Annotated in this window: 17 protein-coding genes; 11 read left to right on the top strand and 6 right to left on the bottom strand. The window is 45.7% G+C overall.

Annotation, left to right across the window (positions count from 1 at the left end; genetic code table 11):
* Window positions 1–37: 37 nt before the first annotated feature.
* From cobT to btuD, 7 genes are all read left to right on the top strand, one after another.
* On the top strand, window positions 38–1066 hold the full coding sequence (gene cobT, locus AACT42_RS06450) for a nicotinate-nucleotide--dimethylbenzimidazole phosphoribosyltransferase (protein WP_094133603.1): 1029 nt from the start codon (window positions 38–40) through the stop codon (window positions 1064–1066).
* Window positions 1066–1866, top strand: coding sequence for an adenosylcobinamide-GDP ribazoletransferase (locus tag AACT42_RS06445; protein WP_017048661.1), 801 nt, complete (start codon window positions 1066–1068; stop codon window positions 1864–1866). Before cobT ends, AACT42_RS06445 begins: the two co-directional genes overlap by 1 nt.
* Complete coding sequence (gene cobU / locus AACT42_RS06440) at window positions 1866–2465, top strand: bifunctional adenosylcobinamide kinase/adenosylcobinamide-phosphate guanylyltransferase (RefSeq protein ID WP_094133604.1); 600 nt, start codon at window positions 1866–1868, stop codon at window positions 2463–2465. Before AACT42_RS06445 ends, cobU begins: the two co-directional genes overlap by 1 nt.
* On the top strand, window positions 2462–3064 hold the full coding sequence (locus tag AACT42_RS06435; protein ID WP_094133605.1) for a histidine phosphatase family protein: 603 nt from the start codon (window positions 2462–2464) through the stop codon (window positions 3062–3064). Before cobU ends, AACT42_RS06435 begins: the two co-directional genes overlap by 4 nt.
* Before the next feature lie 222 nt (window positions 3065–3286).
* Window positions 3287–4315 carry a succinylglutamate desuccinylase gene (locus AACT42_RS06430; RefSeq protein WP_047691738.1) on the top strand — a complete coding sequence of 343 codons (1029 nt, stop codon included), beginning with the start codon at window positions 3287–3289 and terminating at the stop codon, window positions 4313–4315.
* 139 nt (window positions 4316–4454) lie between these two features.
* A complete protein-coding gene (gene btuC, locus AACT42_RS06425; protein ID WP_161441838.1) occupies window positions 4455–5450 on the top strand; it encodes a vitamin B12 ABC transporter permease BtuC in 996 nt (331 codons plus the stop codon).
* Window positions 5437–6192 carry a vitamin B12 ABC transporter ATP-binding protein BtuD gene (btuD, locus tag AACT42_RS06420; RefSeq protein ID WP_094133607.1) on the top strand — a complete coding sequence of 252 codons (756 nt, stop codon included), beginning with the start codon at window positions 5437–5439 and terminating at the stop codon, window positions 6190–6192. Before btuC ends, btuD begins: the two co-directional genes overlap by 14 nt.
* 227 nt (window positions 6193–6419) lie before the next feature.
* On the opposite strand, the gene AACT42_RS06415 is transcribed toward btuD, so the two are convergent.
* From AACT42_RS06415 to AACT42_RS06405, 3 genes are all read right to left on the bottom strand, one after another.
* Window positions 6420–6995 (bottom strand): nucleoside triphosphate pyrophosphohydrolase family protein, encoded by a 576-nt coding sequence (locus AACT42_RS06415; RefSeq protein WP_094133608.1) that lies wholly within the window; start codon window positions 6993–6995, stop codon window positions 6420–6422.
* A 157-nt stretch (window positions 6996–7152) separates the two neighbouring features.
* Window positions 7153–7719 (bottom strand): DUF1415 domain-containing protein, encoded by a 567-nt coding sequence (locus tag AACT42_RS06410; protein WP_026027360.1) that lies wholly within the window; start codon window positions 7717–7719, stop codon window positions 7153–7155.
* A gap of 69 nt (window positions 7720–7788) precedes the next feature.
* Window positions 7789–9003, bottom strand: coding sequence for an MFS transporter (locus tag AACT42_RS06405; RefSeq protein ID WP_094132970.1), 1215 nt, complete (start codon window positions 9001–9003; stop codon window positions 7789–7791).
* A gap of 154 nt (window positions 9004–9157) precedes the next feature.
* Here AACT42_RS06405 and AACT42_RS06400 point away from each other — a divergent pair, with 154 nt between their 5' ends.
* On the top strand, window positions 9158–10027 hold the full coding sequence (locus AACT42_RS06400; protein ID WP_026027359.1) for a LysR family transcriptional regulator: 870 nt from the start codon (window positions 9158–9160) through the stop codon (window positions 10025–10027).
* 23 nt (window positions 10028–10050) lie between these two features.
* On the opposite strand, the gene AACT42_RS06395 is transcribed toward AACT42_RS06400, so the two are convergent.
* Window positions 10051–10278 (bottom strand): glutaredoxin family protein, encoded by a 228-nt coding sequence (locus tag AACT42_RS06395; protein ID WP_010318599.1) that lies wholly within the window; start codon window positions 10276–10278, stop codon window positions 10051–10053.
* Window positions 10279–10443: 165 nt separating this feature from the next.
* Between AACT42_RS06395 and AACT42_RS06390 the strand changes: the two genes are divergently transcribed.
* The 3 genes from AACT42_RS06390 (at window position 10444) to AACT42_RS06380 (ending at window position 12265) form a co-directional block, all read left to right on the top strand.
* Window positions 10444–10947, top strand: a complete 504-nt coding sequence (locus AACT42_RS06390) for a M48 metallopeptidase family protein (protein ID WP_094132971.1) — start codon at window positions 10444–10446, stop codon at window positions 10945–10947.
* The gene (rlmF, locus tag AACT42_RS06385) at window positions 10947–11981 is read left to right on the top strand and encodes a 23S rRNA (adenine(1618)-N(6))-methyltransferase RlmF (protein WP_094132973.1); all 1035 of its coding nucleotides are present in this window, start codon (window positions 10947–10949) and stop codon (window positions 11979–11981) included. Before AACT42_RS06390 ends, rlmF begins: the two co-directional genes overlap by 1 nt.
* Window positions 11982–12043: 62 nt before the next feature.
* On the top strand, window positions 12044–12265 hold the full coding sequence (locus AACT42_RS06380; protein ID WP_010318596.1) for a hypothetical protein: 222 nt from the start codon (window positions 12044–12046) through the stop codon (window positions 12263–12265).
* Between the two features lie 22 nt (window positions 12266–12287).
* On the opposite strand, the gene pilW is transcribed toward AACT42_RS06380, so the two are convergent.
* Together pilW and metA are read right to left on the bottom strand one after the other, a co-directional pair.
* Window positions 12288–13001: a type IV pilus biogenesis/stability protein PilW gene (pilW, locus tag AACT42_RS06375; protein WP_017049141.1), complete on the bottom strand. Its 714-nt coding sequence runs from the start codon at window positions 12999–13001 to the stop codon at window positions 12288–12290.
* 145 nt (window positions 13002–13146) lie between these two features.
* The gene (gene metA / locus AACT42_RS06370) at window positions 13147–14088 is read right to left on the bottom strand and encodes a homoserine O-acetyltransferase MetA (RefSeq protein WP_013856656.1); all 942 of its coding nucleotides are present in this window, start codon (window positions 14086–14088) and stop codon (window positions 13147–13149) included.
* Between the last annotated feature and the right edge of the window lie 24 nt (window positions 14089–14112).

Genomic DNA, 14112 nt, shown 5'->3' with positions numbered 1-14112 from the left:
GTAAACTCTTCTCTTTTCATGGAAGAGCCCAGAAGCAATGTTAAAACAAGATCATAGCCAAGCAATACAGCAAAGAATCGATCAAAAAACTAAACCGTTAGGAGCGTTGGGCCAACTTGAGTCATTAGCACACCAGCTCGCCTTAATCCAAAGTCAAAATCAGCCTCAGCCCACTCAGCAGATCACCATTCATAAGCCTACAGTATTGGTCTTTGCTGGCGATCACGGCATTGCAGATGAAGGCATTAGCATTGCGCCAAGCGCGGTGACTCAGCAAATGGTGCTTAACTTTCTGGCGGGTGGTGCGGCCATCAACTGTTTTTGTCGCAGCAATCAAGTCGAGATGAAAGTAATAGATTGCGGGATTTTACTCCCTGTAGAAAGCGACAATCCGCACTTTCTTGTGCAGCGCTTAGGTAGCCGAACGGAGAACTTTGCTCGCCAAGCGGCGATGTCTGTAGAGCAAGTGAAACAAGGGCTATTGCTAGGCAATCAGGCCGTGCAGCAGGTGATCCGTGCGGGGTCCAATATGGTGATGTTTGGTGAAATGGGCATTGGCAATACCAGTAGCGCTTCTGCGATATTAGCGGCACTTTCTAAACATTCTGTTGAACAGTGTGTTGGCTACGGCACTGGCATTTCAACACAGCAATATCAGAAAAAAATACAGTTGGTGAAGCAAGGCGTAACACGCTGCCGTGGTTTGGATCCAGAAACGGTCCTTGCGGAAGTAGGCGGCTTTGAAATTGTGCAAATGGTCGGAGCATTTTTAGGCGCTTACCAGCAGCAAACGCCGATTCTGGTGGATGGATTTATCGTCACGGTAGCCGCGTATGTGGCCACACTTATTGAACCAGATTGCCGCGAGTTGATGATTTTTGCTCATCAGTCCCATGAATCGGGCCACCAACGCGTACTTGAACAGTTAAACGCGACACCACTGCTTAATTTAGGGTTGAGATTGGGTGAGGGAACGGGTGCTGTATTAGCCGTACCTTTGGTCAAAGCGGCTGCCGAGTTTTATAACACCATGGCCAGTTTTGCCGACGCAGGAGTGACAGTGTAATGCTGCGCGTTTTCGCTTATCAATTAGAGCTGTTCTGGTTGGCGCTGAGTTTTTTCTCGCGCCTTCCTATTCCTAACAATACGCCCTATTGCAGTGAACGAATGAACCGATCTGGGCGCTATTTTTCCTTGGTTGGTCTATTACTCGGCGCGATCTGCGGTGCCATCTACAGTGTGCTGATCCTGATTTTACCAAACGAGGTAAGCATCGCACTGACGATGGTGGCCAGTTTGCTATTAACAGGGGCGTTTCATGAAGATGGCTTAACTGACATGGCGGACGGCATTGGCGGAGGAATGACGGCTGAGCGCCGTTTGAGCATCATGAAAGATAGCCGCATTGGCACTTATGGTGCGGCCAGTTTAGTGATGGCGCTACTGTGTAAGTTTCTCTTTTTAGAGGCGCTACTTGGTTATGGCAACGTATTAATGGTGTGGGTACTAGGCTACAGTTTTAGCCGTGCGATAGCGGCATCGTTGATTTTCGACATGCCGTATGTAAGCGATCTCGATAGCAGCAAAAGTAAGCCGCTAGCCAATAAACAAACCCTTCCAGAGCTCATTTTTCTACTGCTGTGCGGCTTAGCGCCTGCGTTATGGTTTGGTTGGCAGGTAAGCTTAAGTTTGGTATTGGTTGCTGTAGTTTTTCGTATTTTCTTCAAAGCTTGGTTGATGGCGCGTATTGGTGGCTTCACGGGTGATTGCCTTGGCGCTGCACAACAGATTATGGAACTGCTGATCTATCTGCTGCTTATTGTATTCGCTGGGTTGGGTTATTTGAGCATGGGAATGATTGAATAATGGTGCATTTGATTTTGGGTGGCGCGCGTAGCGGTAAGTCTTGTTTCGCTGAACAGGCCGCAAAGCAAGAACACCAAGCCCTGCTAATGCGGCTGCCGCAGGCTCAGCTTAACTATGTTGCCACCGCGATTGCGTTTGATGATGAAATGCAGGCAAGGATTGCTCACCACCAGCAGCAAAGAACGTCGGAATGGCAAGAGCACGAATGCCCTGAACAACTGCCTGAGTTAATTGCCACTTTTTCGGCACATGATGTGGTATTGGTGGACTGCTTAACGCTGTGGCTGAATAACGTTATCTATAACCATGGCCAGCAAGCTCACGAAGCGGAGATAAAAAAGCGAGTCGAGCAACTCTGTTTTGCCGTTGAGCAAACGCCCGCCACTTTGGTTATCGTCGCTAACGAAGTGGGCCTTGGCGTGATCCCGATGGGGGAGATTTCGCGCTTATTTGTCGATAACGCGGGCTGGCTTAACCAAGCGCTAGCCAAGTTAGCAACCCGAGTGAGCTTTATTGCGGCGGGCTTACCGATTGTTTTAAAAGACATCGTTTTAAAAGACAGTGCTCTAAACGACACCGCTTTAAAAGGCTCACTATGATCAATCTCTATTTGATGCGCCACGGTAAAACCGTCGGTCGACCTGCACTCAATGGTAAAACAGATGTGCTCGTTGAAGCGCATCGGCAAGAGCAGATCGCTCACACTTTGCTGAGATCCCGTTACTCCTTCTCAAACATCATTACTTCGCCGCTACGCCGTTGCCATGATTTAGCGCAGCAACTGGTTTTACAGCAGCCGAAATTGGATTACCAAATTGAGCCTGATTTCCAAGAAATGGATTTTGGTGACGTCGATGGCGTGGCCTTTGATGAACTGCAATCGATGTGGCCAGTAGTGGAAACTTTGTGGACCAATCCGGCCCAACATCAACTACCGAATGCAGAAAACTTGGCCGATTTTCATCAGCGTGTAACTCGTGCTTGGGAGGCTCAGATTAAAGAGATTAAGCAAGACACTTTAATCATCGCTCATGGTGGAACAATCAGAATGATACTTGCCGATGTTCTAGGCACTGACTGGCAAAACCGCCATTGGTATAGTGTGTTGAATATTGACTATCAATCATTAACTCATATCCAAATAGGAAAAGATAACGCTGAGAATGTGAGTGTGAAGAGCATCGGAATTCAAATTTAGCACCGGGTGAGCATGCAGTAGAGTATGGAGTAACTATCAGATTTAATGATAGAATTCCCGGCAATTAACGCCGGCCTCTGGTTAAGCGTATTTTGTATAAGGTATTGAGACGATCGTTGATGAGTTAAGTTTACCCTTATCCATCTTGATAAGTGGGATCGCCTCAACATAAATTGCTTCTACAATTCATTAACATACCGCTGTGCAATAAAGGAGTAACGCATGACGAAGTCCCTTTTCCGCCAATCTTTCCTATTTGATAGTTTGGATTTAGACCAAGAAATGGTCACTGGCGAAATCAAAACGGCAGCTGGTATTACGCTTAAAGTGCTCTCGCGTGGAGTGCTCGAAGTGATCCCCGCTCATCTCAACGATGAGAGTAAGCACATCATTATTTCTTGCGGTATTCATGGTGACGAAACTGCGCCAATGGAATTAGTAAATAAGCTGGTGGATGATATTCAGTCAGGTTTTCAAGCGGTCCAACACCGCTGCTTATTTATTGTGGCTCATCCTCAGGCGACGAATCAACATACCCGTTTCGTGCAAGAAAATTTGAACCGTTTATTTGATGATAAAAAGGGCAATACCTCCCTAGAAAGAGAGATTGCACAGCATCTCAAACAGACAGTGAAAGACTTTTTCGAACACACCGCTGAGCAAAACCGGTGGCATCTTGATTTGCACTGTGCGATTCGTCACTCCAAACATTATTCGTTTGCCGTCAGCCCTAAATCTCGCCATCCTGTCCGCAGCCGCGCACTGATGGCATTGATTGAAAGTGCCCATATCGAAGCGGTGCTGCTTTCAAATTCCCCCTCAAGTACCTTCAGTTGGTACAGTGCAGAGAATTTTGCCGCGCAAGCTTTAACGCTTGAGCTGGGGCAAGTCGCACCTCTTGGTCAAAACAACCTAGAGCGATTAGTCGCGTTTGACTTAGCCATGCGCGATTTGGTAGCCAATGCGACACCTGAACACTTGCCAAGAAAGCCAACTATTTATCGTGTCAGCCGTACCATCGTCCGTTTGCATGACGATTTTGATTTCATGTTTGATGATAACGTCGAAAACTTCACCGCGTTTAAACATGGTGAGGTATTTGGTCATGATGGTGAAAAGCCACTCATGGCGAAAAATGAAGATGAAGCGATCGTATTTCCTAACCGAAAAGTGGCATTAGGCCAGCGCGCCGCGTTAATGGTGTGCAAAGTGGCGACACGCTATGAAGACGATCAATTGGTATACGATTAACCGATGGTACTTTTGGCTTGTTAACCTTTTGGCCTGTTGACAAGGTTAACAGGCGATTGCTTTGGTATATCACTTTCTATTTAAATGGCTTAACGGTAAGGTTAGGCCATTATTGTTTCTCTTATTTACATATAAGCGCATGACGTTCAATCAGTTACTCTTAAAAAAACAGCGTCGCTGGCATTACGCCCTCTACGCTCTGCTGGCATTGTTGATTACGATGAGTGCGTTTTATTTGATGGTGGGTGAACTCTTTATCAGCCCATTTCACACTTGGTCACCACTGGAATGGCAGTTAGTGACTGAACTTCGTGCTCCTCGTCTGCTCTCTGCCGTCATCATTGGTGCTTCACTAGCCGTATCAGGCGCGGCGCTGCAAGTGTTATTAGGGAATGTTTTGGCAGAGCCGGGCGTGCTTGGTATTTCTGGTGGCGCCAGTGTGGCGATGGTAGTGGTGCTGTTTTTCTTCCCTGCTTTGGCCTCACCTGAAATTTTCATGCTTTGTGCCGTAGCCGGTGCGATGGTGTTTACTCTTTTACTGGTCAGCATGGCTAAAGCGATGCGTTTAAGTACAACCCGCTTACTGCTGGTCGGTGTGGCGCTGGGTATTTTATCTGGTGCTGTGGTGACATGGGCGTTTTATTTCAGTAATGATCTCAGTTTAAGGCAACTGGTTTACTGGTTGATGGGCAGTATTGGTGGTGCAAGCTGGTATCAACATACGCTTTCATTAGCTGCGCTTCCGGTGATCATCTGGCTTGCTCTGCAAGGAAAAACGTTAGACAAACTGATGCTGGGCGAAACTCATGCAAAGCAGTTAGGTGTGGATGTGCATCGACTACGTTGGAAATTGATTTTTGCCGTGTCGCTGCTGGTAGGAGCTGCGGTGGCATTGGGCGGTGTGATCAGTTTTGTTGGGTTGGTTGTTCCGCATTTATTGCGTTTGGCGTTTGGTTCTGAAAACCGCTACCTTTTACCTATGTCGGCTCTGTTCGGCGCACTTTTACTGGTCTGCGCGGATACCGTTGCCAGAACGGCGCTTAATGCTGCTGAGCTTCCACTTGGTGTCGTCACTACCACCATTGGTGCGCCGATTTTTATTTGGATGTTGTTGAAAAACCATGATTCACGTTAATAGCCTGCAGGTTTCATCACGTTTATTGCCACTCTCTTTTACCTGCCAAGCGGGAGAGGTGCTGCATGTCATTGGGCCTAATGGCAGCGGAAAAAGCACTTTACTGTCGGCGTTAGCTGGCGTGACAGAGAGCCAAGGTGAGGTCTACATTGGTGATCTTCAGCTTTTAAGCGCATCGTTAGAGGCGCTGTCACTGCACCGAGCTTATCTGTCGCAAAACGACAAGCCTGTTTTTAATGTCGATGTTTATCAATATCTTGCCTTAGCGATCCCCAGTTGCGCCGATTTACATTCTCAGGCTGTTAATCAAGCCGTGGTTCATCTCACTCAACGATTGAATATTCAAGACAAATTGCATCGATCCATTCACCAACTGTCAGGCGGCGAATGGCAACGTGTCCGCTTGGCTGGTATTTGCTTGCAAATTTGGCCAACCTTAAACCCTTACGCGCAGTTATTGATATTAGATGAACCTGCGGCGCCTCTTGATATTGCTCAAGAAGGGTTGCTTTATCGTTTGATTGAAGAGGTTGCACAGCAAGGGATAGCGGTAGTGATGGCCAATCACGATCTCAATCGAACATTGCGCCATGCCGATCGCGCTCTGTTACTGCAAGATGGCGTATTGCAAAGTTCCGGCTCGGTTGAACAAGTATTAGAGAGCCAAGCGTTAAGTGCAGCGTTTCAGACTCAGGTGAAGCAGGTTGTTGTTGAAGGAAAGCCTTATCTTATCTTTGATTAAAAGCACAACTGTCGTGCAGTCAGCACACTTTTAGCGCATCAATGTGCTGAAGATAGAATGATAAAAATAGTAAGTCTATTAAAAACAAATGGTTAGGTTTTATGTGAAAGTTGGCACGCCAATCGCATTAATAGAATCGATACATTCTCGTTCTTGTTAGACTTTTTATAAGTCTCTTAACCACCTTGCTCCCACAAGGTGGTTTTTTTATCTGAGTCTTTGCAAGGTTATTGCGTCAATGAAGCAAGGTCAGCAGGACGGTAATAGACTGATTTGAGCACTTTACCTTGGCGAATCGTTTTGCCTTCAGAGACAAAATCTTGTGCGCATTTAGCAATAATGTAGTCGCCTTTTTGTACGGCCATCAGCTCAATACCTTGCTCAGCATAGTAGGCTTGGGTATCGGCATACTCTTTTTCATTGCGACACACTTTACTCATGTTCGAGCTGTGCACTTCATCCCAGCATGGAATAAATTCGATGCCACGATTCACGGCAACATTGAGCAGAAGATCAATCAAATAGCTGATCGCTAAGTTGTCACTCACTTGGCTATGCCCAAGGTGGACTAAGCGACCCATCAAAACGTACACAGTATCGATGATCGCATCCGCTTGTTCTGTTTTATTGTCAGCTTCAGCAAGTTCAGTCAATTCTTCAATCGCGAGCGAAGTATGCAACGTGTCAGCTTTATCGTTTAAGCTGCTGGCATCAGCAACGGGGAGATCAAAGGAGCTACGAAACTCGGTAATATCGCGGTAAAGATGATCGTAAATCTCTTGAGTAAGCTTGGATAAATGCATTATCTCGGTCCATTGGTTTGGTTAACAGGGATTGTGACGCGTAGTAACAAATTAATAGTAATAAATTAATAGTAATAAACTGATAGTAAGAAAATGGATAGTAACAAACTGATGGTAAAGCTGCGACCCATGCCATCAGTTTGGTTAAAGAACAGGGTTACTTATTGAGAAACAAATAAGGAAACAGTTGGCGGCGTTCTTGGTCACTTAGAGCACTAACACGAGCGATATTGGTATCGGGAATCGCTTCTGGGTTAGGGTAGTGCTTGAGTACTTTTTCCATGCTCTCTTCGCGAATAAGATGGAAAATCGGGTACGGCGAACGGTTAGTTAGGTTTTCGTCATCTTCGGGGCGTGTGCCGCCAAAACAGTAGTGAGGGTGAAAGGTAGCGACTTGGAAGATGCCTTGCCAATCTTGTTGCGTAATTAATGCTTCGACCCAATCGATAAAAAAGTTGTACTCAAAAAAATCTTCGAGCATGTTTGGCACTACCACTAAGGTGGTCTCAAGAGACTGTGCCGAGCTGCCTTCTAACTCTAGCAATTGTTGCAAAATATCTTGCAGCAATTGTTCTTCAGTATCGGCTTCACTGACGAAAATTTTGATCTGTTGGTTACGTTGTGGTTTTGCGGCGAAAGGGCAGAGATTTAAGCCAATCACCACATCGTTAAGCCACTGTTCGACTTCAGTTGTGATGGCGGTTTTATTTATCGTTACGCTCATAGTGCTTATTAAAACAGTCAATTTGGCGCAAGCATAACATGAGTCTTTTGATAAAGTGAGTGGATAACACTACTTGATCAATTCATGCAGCGGCTGGCGGTGTGCAAGGGCGCGGTCATCATGGCGCAATTTCCAACAGAGAAAAAACATCGCCACATACAACACCATTCCACCCGAAACCACCACCGCCCAACCGCCATTTTGCCAGCAATAGAGTAGGAAAAACCCGCCGAGGCTGCCACCCACATAATAATGAACCAAATACAGAGCGGTCGCGGTTGCTTTTGCGCTGCTGGCCTTTTGGCTCACCCATGAATAGGCGAGCGTATGAGTAAAAAAGGCGCCGAAACTGATCAACATTAAACCGATCAGCATAAACGGGATTGATTCAACCAAGGCTAGCCACATCCCCGATAAACTGAGCAAGGCTCCCAACATCATGCCCGAAATGGCATTGTAGCGTTTTGTCCAGTTAGCGGTCAGTTTCGAGCTGAGTGTTCCCGTCAAATAACATAGGAAGATCAATGATGCTAAGCCAATCGGTAGCGAGTAGGGTTCGGCGACAAGCCGAAAGCCCATCACTGAGTAGAGATTAACAAACAGCGCGAAGTTAGTACCACCAATCAGCATCGCTAGCCACAGTGTGCGGTTAGAAAGATGTTTTACCAGCGCACGATTGTGGTGAAAGAACAAGCCTCTTTGCGGCGTGAAATTGCGTTGAATGGGTAGTAACCACAGCACAATGATGGCGCATACGAAAGTCAGTATGGCAATCACAATCACGGCTTGTTGCCAGCCAAAGGCATCGGTCAATATACCGCCTAAAATTCGGCCACTAATGCCACCTAATGAATTCGCAGCAATATAACCGCCAATCGCTTGGCTAAATGCTTGAGGCGAAAGCTCCTCAGCCATGTAAGCCACGGCAACCGAAGCAAAGGCGGCCAATGCGACGCCCATTAGTGCACGTGTTAAAACCAGCACCCATAGCTGTTGGCTGATCAACATTAAGCTGCCGATTAATGGCATCATGAATAGCCCTAATAACATCACTTTGCGGCGGCCAAAGGATTCAGAGCTGATTGCCCAAGGGACTAAACTGACGGAGAGTGCGAGGGTTGATGCGGCAAATAACCAGTTAATTTGGGTTTCCGAAACCGCAAAATGCGTAGCAAGGTAGGGCAACATTGGCTGAAAAAGATAGAGATTACAAAAGACTAAGAACGAGCCGAGCGCAAGTCCCCAAGTGACTTTTCGGTATTCTTTACTGCCAATTTCGATCATGATTACGCTTCACTTACGTTATGTATCTGTGATCACAGTAGCAGTGGCTTGATGATTAATAAAATATATTAAAAATATCGTCGTGATATATAAAATATATCCAAACCTCGTTGGACGAATATCGCTTCGTTTGATTTTGTGGAACCATAACGCTATGGATACTCGCCATCTAAAACATTTTTCGGCTGTGGTTCAGTGCGGCAGCTTTACTTTAGCAGCCCAGCAACTGCACATTGCGCAGCCAGCGCTTAGTATTTCGATTAAAAAATTTGAGCAGCAATTAGGGGTTGTTTTGCTAAAAAGAGATGAGCGAAAAGTGACGCTGACCCATGAAGGGCAAGTGTTATATGAACACGCCACTCGTATTTTGCAGCAACTTGAAGATGCACAATTGGCAATGGATGAGCTTAAAGGGCTCGTCAAAGGCGAAGTGAGGCTCGGCGCGCCGAGCATGATGGGATCCTATTTCTTTCCAGAAATTGTAATGGCTTTTAAAAGTCACTTTCCCTTGCTAAAAATGACGGTGATAGAAGCAGGAACTCAGTCGATTAGAAAAATGTTGCTCAGTGGTGAGCTAGATATTGGCGTGATCCTCAATCATGATCTTCCTCCGGATTTAGAAGTTGATCCCCTCTTATCATCGCAAATGGTGGCGGTAGTGGGGAAAGAACATGAGTTAGCACAACGAGAATCGATAGATTTTAAGACCTTTTTTGAGCATGAATTGGTAATGTTTAAGCCCGGTTATTTCCACCGCGACTTCATTGATAAAGTGTGTAAAGAGCATAAGCTCAGCGCACATTTCTCTTTTGAAACCAATCTGTTGCCAATGATTTTAAGTATTGTCAAACATGAGTACGCAGTGACTGCGTTATTAGAGCTTGTAACGGAGCATGAACCGGATGTACGAGCGATCCCTTTTGAACCGCCAGTCTGGTTAGATTTAGCCCTCGCATGGCGCAAAGAGGGCTATTTGTCTAATGCCGACCGTACTTTTATTGAATTTGTGAAACAGTATGTGTGAAAGGGGTGATGTGTATCGTTCGATTAACTTTGATAGATTTTTTCAAAGTTGTTTGGGTTCCAGCCAATCATAATTCGATCACCAATTTTTAAAGCCGGTACACTGCGCGCGCCGATCGCATCCAGTTCCTTCCGGCCGCGTTGCATTTTTGCGTTACATAAGCGGTAGGGGATCTGTTTGGCGTCAAGATAGCGCTGAGCATCTTTACAGTGCGGGCATTTATCTTTGACGTAGAGCACAATACGTTTCATCCAATTCACTCATTAACCGAACATAAAGGGCGGCAAGTTTACCCACCGAGGCGCTGAGTTTCAACTCTCTCGGATACGAAGCCTTGCTCCTTGTGATTGGAAAGATGAAACGCAGGCTTGATTCAGTTACACTTAGCGCCTTTTTTATGAGTCAGTTGCTGGGCTATGCATCCATCTTTTCGTTACATACAAAACTATCCGCCTCATCTCGTTTCACAAGTTGAACAGTTGATCACGGCCGGTAAATTCGTTAGCTGGTTTGAGCAACGCTACCCACAGCGCCATTCGATTCAAAGTGAAAAAGCGTTGTTTAACTACGCGATTGATCTCAAAAATCAATACATGAAGAAAACGGCGCCGATCAGTAAAGTGGTGTACGACAATAAAATCCACATTATCAATAACGCACTAGGGTTGCACAGTTATGTTGCCAAAGTGCATGGTGGGAAAATCAAATCTAGAAATGAGATCCGCATAGCGAGCATGTTTAAAGAAGCACCGGAGCCGCTGTTGCGCATGCTAGTGGTACATGAGCTGGCTCACATCAAAGAGAAAGAGCACAACAAGGCTTTTTATCAACTGTGTTGCCATATGGAACCGAATTATCATCAGCTCGAGTTTGATGCACGATTGTTTATGATGTATCTCGATTTAAAAGAGGAGCAGTAATGTCAGCCAAAGCGAAGTCGCAGAAAAGCCAACCTGAAGCGAGCCATAAAAAACCTGCGTTAAAAGCAAAGCAGGGGTTACATCCTCGTAATCAGCATCAAGGACAATACGATTTCCCCGCGCTGATTAATACACTGCCTGCTTTGAAGCCCTTTGTTATTCGCAACCCGAGTGGTGAACCGAGCATCAATTTCTCCGATGCGATGGCGGTGAAAATGCTCAACAAAGCGTTATTGACACATCATTATCATGTGACCCATTGGGATATTCCCGCTGGGTATTTGTGCCCGCCGATCCCCGGTCGAGCTGATTATATTCATCGCGTGGCCGATCTGCTGCTAGATGAGTGCTCAGCAATCAAGCATGAGAAGGTTCAAGCACTTGATATTGGGGTCGGAGCGAACTGTATTTATCCGATCGTGGGTGTGGCAGAGTACGGCTGGCGCTATGTTGGTAGCGATATTGATCCTATCTCTATTAAATCCGCCAATCTGGTGGTTAATAGCAACGCTTCACTCAATGGGCGTATTGAATGCCGTTTGCAGAGCGATGCAAAACATATTTTTAAGCAGATTATTCAAGAAAATGAGCGTTACGATCTCACCACGTGCAACCCGCCTTTTCATGCATCACAACTACAGGCGCAGCAAGGCAGCGAACGTAAGTTGAAAAATTTACAGCGTAATCGAGTCAAAAAAGGTCAAGAAATTGTGGGGCAAGACGCTAACAGAAGTAAGGCGGTTACGCTCAACTTTGGTGGACAAAAAGCTGAGTTATGGTGCCCCGGTGGTGAAGCTGCCTTTATTAAAAACATGGCCTTTGAAAGTCAACACTACGCTCAGCAAGTGCTGTGGTTCACCACATTGATCTCTAAAAAAGAGAATGTACGTTGGATGCAAAAACAGTTAGATAAAGTGGGTGCTGCAGTGGTGAAGGTTGTTGAAATGCAACAAGGGCAAAAAGTGAGTCGATTCATCGCATGGAGTTTCCAAAATGACAGTCAACGCAAACAATGGTTAGCGGCAAAGTGCTAGGCTGACTTCGTTGATTGACTATATTGGTCAGTGAGTTGAGATAGCAATAGAAGGAGTAAGGTATGGACTTTGACCTTTATTTACCTTGCCAACCTGACTGGATCTGCCAGCCTTTCGCTTATCTGTTTGCCTTGCTTACGATGATTGGGCTTGGGTTTTTTATTCGTATTATCTATCGCGAATATCAAAAAATTCAGCGCGCTCAGAAAGTCAGACGTCTTCGCCGTATCCACTATCGTGACCGTAATGGTGGCAAAGACGGTAGACCTACCAATATCAAATAACCCTTGCCCTAGTAATACGATGTTAGGAAAAGGTATCGAGCGCCGCTTGATATTTTTTCTCTAACGCTTTATTTCCTGCCTTTTTCTCTAACTCTACCAATAATTGAAGCGATGTTTTTTGGTTACCGTAGCGCTGATTAAATTGCATCAAGCGGATGCGAGCTTGCGTGTATTGTTGAGCGTCAATTTCCAATTTAGCTAATTGCAGCAATGAACGAGCTCGATTAGGGTCATGGTCTAATGTTTTTGCAAAATAGTAGTGCGCTTGTTCTTTATCGCCAGATTTTAACGCGCAAAAGGCTGCGTTCTCATAGCTTGCAGGGACAAGGTAATAATAGGGTTGAGCAATGGCGCGGTTAAAATATTCATCGGCTTTTTGATATTCGCCCTGCTTGCACAAAAATGTGCCGTAGTTATTGAGAATATTGCCATTTTTGGGATGGGCGCGAAGCGCGGTTTGATAGGTTTTACGTGCGGCCTCTGTTTCACCGACAGTTTCGTAGTAGTGAGCCATCGCAAGTTGCGATCGATAGTAAGTTGGCGCATGTTGTGTGGCTTTTTCTAGGTTCTCACGCGCTTTGCTCATGTTGCCATTTTCTAAATAGCCTAGGCCGAGCGCAATGCGAGATTCGGCCATTTCAACCGGATCCGCTTTTACTTCAGGCTCACCTTTTTCGTTCACGGTGACACAGGCCGATAACGTGAACATTATCAATATCATCAGTACTTTTTTCATTATCTGCAGCTCCTAAATCGCTTAGACGCATGATAAGGAAATCAGAAGATCGAGGGGGAAAGAGCAGAGAAGAATGCGAGTCAGTATGCACTATGTTTGATGAAAACCTGAACACCTCATTACTGAGATGATCAGGCATGAAACACTAATCGTCTTTGGTAAATTTATCTTCGCTAAAGTGTTCAAGGTCGTAAGGTGTTTGTTGGTAAACACAGTAGTTTAACCAGTTTGCAAACAGCAAGTGACCGTGGCTTCGCCAACTGGCGACTGGTTTATTATCTGGATTATCATTGGGGTAGTAGTTGACTGGGATTGCGGGTTCCATCCCTTCACCTAAATCTCGAATATATTCACCATGCAGTGTATGTGCGTCGTACTCAGGGTGACCTGTGACAAACACGTTACGTTTGTCTTTGGTTGAGGCTAAGTACACACCTGCCACATCAGAGGTGGCGAGAATATCTAAATTCGTATGTTCGGCTAAGTATTCTGGTGAGAAATCAGCATAACGAGAATGGGGCGCTAAAAAGGTGTCGTCAAAGCCGCGTAATATCGGATGAAAGGGATGGTGGATTTCATGATGATAAACGCCCGATAATTTTTCTTTGCGAGTTCGTTTGGGCAGATTGTAGAGCAGTTTTAGCCCCGCTTGCGCTGCCCAGCAAACGTAGAGTGTGGAAGTGACGTGATTTTTAGCCCATTCCATCACGCTTTTTAAGTGTTCCCAATAAATCACATCTTCAAATTGGACCAACCCCAAAGGTGCTCCGGTGATGATGAGCCCGTCGAAGTTGCGATTTTTTACCATCTCAAATTGACGGTAAAAGTTCTCCAAATGCTCAGTGGGGGTATTTTTACTTGGGCGCTCATCAATTCTCAGTAATTCAATATCCACTTGCAGCGGAGTATTGGATAACAGGCGCAAAAACTGAGTCTCGGTTTCGATTTTCTTCGGCATTAAATTCAAAATCAAAACTTTCAGTGGACGGATGCCCTGTGTGGCGGCACGTGTTTCTGACATCACGAAAATGTTCTCATGACGCAGTACATCACCGGCTGGCAGTTGGTCGGGGATCTTAATCGGCACAGCTTTCTCCCTAAGCTATTTTTG

The sequence above is a fragment of the Vibrio sp. V15_P4S5T153 genome, from assembly GCF_963874485.1.
Taxonomy (GTDB): domain Bacteria; phylum Pseudomonadota; class Gammaproteobacteria; order Enterobacterales; family Vibrionaceae; genus Vibrio; species Vibrio anguillarum.
The sequence above is the reverse complement of the archived record's forward strand: the minus strand, read 5'-3'. Positions and strand labels throughout refer to the sequence as shown.